The sequence below is a fragment of the Mesorhizobium sp. M7A.F.Ca.MR.148.00.0.0 genome, assembly GCF_003997735.1.
Classification (GTDB): Bacteria; Pseudomonadota; Alphaproteobacteria; order Rhizobiales; family Rhizobiaceae; genus Mesorhizobium.
Genome location: NZ_RZTB01000240.1, coordinates 1 through 2,513, shown reverse-complemented (window position 1 = coordinate 2,513; position 2,513 = coordinate 1). Strand labels below are relative to the sequence as shown.

2 protein-coding genes and 1 pseudogene are annotated in these 2,513 nt (G+C 57.6%); all 3 read left to right on the top strand.

Annotation, left to right across the window (positions count from 1 at the left end):
* Positions 1 to 369 (top strand): annotated as a pseudogene (locus EOB49_RS33500) (Flp pilus assembly complex ATPase component TadA); the annotation flags it as partial.
* Entirely contained in the window at positions 369 to 1,340 is a 972-nt protein-coding gene (locus tag EOB49_RS33495) for a type II secretion system F family protein (protein ID WP_127383464.1), read from the top strand. The pseudogene EOB49_RS33500 and the gene EOB49_RS33495, both read left to right, overlap by 1 nt.
* A 17-nt stretch (positions 1,341 to 1,357) precedes the next feature.
* On the top strand, positions 1,358 to 2,308 hold the full coding sequence (locus EOB49_RS33490) for a type II secretion system F family protein (protein WP_127383463.1): 951 nt from the start codon (positions 1,358 to 1,360) through the stop codon (positions 2,306 to 2,308).
* The last annotated feature ends 205 nt before the right edge of the window (positions 2,309 to 2,513 follow it).

The window sequence follows — 2,513 nt, the reverse complement described above, 5'->3', positions numbered from 1 at the left end:
ACAATCCATGCCAACACGCCGCGCGATGCGATCTCGCGGCTGGAACAGATGGTCGGCATGGCCGGCATGCCGATGACCCACGAATCCATCCGGGCGCAGATCGCCTCCGCCATCGATATCATCGTCCAGACACAGCGTCTTTCGGACGGCGGCCGGCGCGTCACCTCAATATCGGAACTGACCGGCATGGAAGGCAATGTCGTGCAGCTCCAGGAAATCTATCACTTCGTTCGCCGAGAGGTCACAGCCGAAGGCAAAGTCATCGGAGATTTTCGCGCAACCGGTGTCCGTCCGCGCTTCGCTCCGGAGGCCGCGACGCTTGGCCATCATTTTGCCAAGGATGCCTTCAACCCGCAGGTTGCCCTCTGATGCCGACCGGTCAGGCTTTGCTCTATTTCATCTACGTGCTCGCGGCGGCGTCGGTAATTCTCGCCGGCGAGGCCATGTATCTTTCCTTTGCCAAACGCCGTTCACGGATTGGCGCGATCAACCATCGATTGAGGCGATTGACTGATGACGTTTCGGCTGAACAGACCCTGCAAGTGTTGCTGCGCGAACGCGGGCTGTCGAAATCGGGGGACTTTCTTTTTGGTCTGGTCGGACTGAACAGGCTCTACACCCAATCCGGAATTACCGGAAATCCGCTGTCTTTCGCCGCGGCATTCCTTTTAGCAGGGCTGGTGCTGGCGTTGCTGCTGTCGATCGTGCTGGGTTTCTCGACATTGGTGTCGTCCATGGCTTTTGGGGCCGTCGGATTTGTGTTGCCGCTTCTGATTCTTCGCCGGGCTCGCAATAGGCGAATCCGGAAATTCGCCAAACAGCTCCCTGATGCACTCGACATGATCGTTCGTTCACTGCGGGCCGGACATCCAGCTTCGGTCGCTGTTGGTCTCGTCGCGCGCGAGATGCCGGATCCGCTCGGCACCGAGTTCGGCATTGTCTCCGATGAAATCACCTTTGGCCTCAGTATCGAGCAAGCCGTGCGAAAGCTTTCGCAGCGTGTCGGCTTCGACGGCCTTCATCTGCTTTCGGTATCGCTGTCGATCCAGTCCAAGACGGGCGGCAATCTGACCGGAATCTTGTCCAATCTTTCGTCGGTGCTGCGCGAAAGGCAGAAACTCAGGATGAAGATCAAGGCGCTTTCCGCCGAGGGTCGGGTGTCTGCATGGATTATCTCCCTATTCCCGCTCGTGATTTTTCTGCTCCTTCAGCTCACTGCTCCAGCCTACTACGGCAAGGTTTGGCATGACCCGGTGGTCATGCCGGTGTTCCTGATTTTTGGGCTGTGGGCGCTGCTGGGTGATTATATCATGTATCGAATGGTCAGTTTCGATTTCTAGCAGGACGAGGCATAGACTTGTTTTCGACTATTCAAGATCTCAGTGTTCTGGTCTCCGCCTCCGTCTTTCTGGCGGCGGCGGCACTTTTTCTGTTCGGCGCTCTTGTTTTTTTGCCCGCTCTCCAAACACGAAGGTTGGTCGCACAAAGCTTGCTCGCCGAAGGTATCGCCGATCGCCGTTCGCTGGTCGGACAGGAGCAGCTCGCCAAGATCGCAGCGCAGCGACCGGTCGATGCATATTTTCGATCGATCGAGAAGGAGCGGGACGAGCCAAATGCCCTTGAAGCGAAACTTTTCCGCGCCGGCTTCTACCAGCGCAGCGCCCCGCTCATCTACACCCTGTCGCGGCTTGGTGCGGTCTGTGTAGGATTTCTGGCTGTCTATGCGGTCCTGACTCGAGTGCTCCCGCCTTCCTTGCCCGGTTTCATAGGCTTTGCCGGGGCTGGCCTGTTCGGGCTCGCCTGCATCGTGATTCCAAGCGTCATGCTCGATCGCTTCGAGAATGCGCAGAAGGAAATCTATCGTCGGGGCTTTCCCGATTTCATGGACATGATGATCACCTGTGCCGACGCCGGCATGAGCCTGGAGGCGGCAGTCGAGCGCGTGAGCAGCGAACTGGCCGGCACCCACAAATGGCTCGGCATCCAGCTAGCGATCATGAATTTGCAGTTGCGCGCTGGCAAGCCGCTGCGGGAAGCACTGCGAGAACTTGCTGACCGCATCGGACTCGATGAGGCGCGGGCTTTGGCCATACTGTTCCGGCAATCGGAAGAACTCGGCACCAGCCTGACGGACGCTTTGCGCGTTTACAGCGAAGAGATGCGCAGCCAGAGAATTCTGAGTGCAGAGGAACGCGCCAATTCTCTGCCTGTGAAGATGATGATTCCGTTGGGGCTTTGTATCTTCCCTGTGGTTATGATGGTTATCATGCTCCCGGTGATCATCCGCATGAGGGGCATTTTCTTCTAGTTGCGTGTATGATCTGATTCTAATATGAGGTCCGAGACCCTTGGGGGAATCTGTATGAAGAGGGCTATCGCGGCGGCAGCCTGTCTGTTGATAATGCTTGCCGGCTGCCAGACGGCGGACATAACCGACGGGGTCGTGCGCACCAACGAACCGTCGAAAGGCGACGTGACGTCTTTTGGCGATGCTTTCGACGGGCTGAAAACGG

Bases quoted from the DNA above. Each gene is read 5' to 3' on its own strand.
- EOB49_RS33495 (WP_127383464.1), top strand. From the start codon at position 369: ATGCCGACCGGTCAGGCTTTGCTCTATTTCATCTACGTGCTCGCGGCG.